We start from the raw sequence: 255 nt of genomic DNA on the forward strand, positions 1-255 counted from the left end.
ACCGGCCTGCTCGGTGATGCGGTCGAGGCTGCTGTCGACCAGGTAGGTGTCGTTTCCGCTGCCACCGACGAGGCTGTCCGCTCCGCTGCCGCCGATCAGGGTATCGTCGCCCGCGCCGCCATCGAGCATGTCGTTGCCGTCACCGCCGTCGAGCAGATTGGCGATCTCGCTGCCGGTGATGCGATTGTTCAGGGCGTTGCCTGTGCCTTGCCGTGCCGCACTGCCGCTGAGCACCAAGGTTTCCAGATGGTCGCC

At 66.7% G+C, this 255-nt stretch carries 1 protein-coding gene; it reads right to left on the minus strand.

The genetic code is table 11. The annotated features are described in order from the left end of the window. On the minus strand, positions 1–255 hold a 255-nt coding region (locus HZU84_RS20180; RefSeq protein WP_257644660.1), incomplete at both ends, for a calcium-binding protein.

This window comes from Sphaerotilus sulfidivorans (genome assembly GCF_013426975.1).
In the GTDB taxonomy this organism is placed as follows: Bacteria; Pseudomonadota; Gammaproteobacteria; order Burkholderiales; family Burkholderiaceae_C; genus Sphaerotilus; species Sphaerotilus sulfidivorans.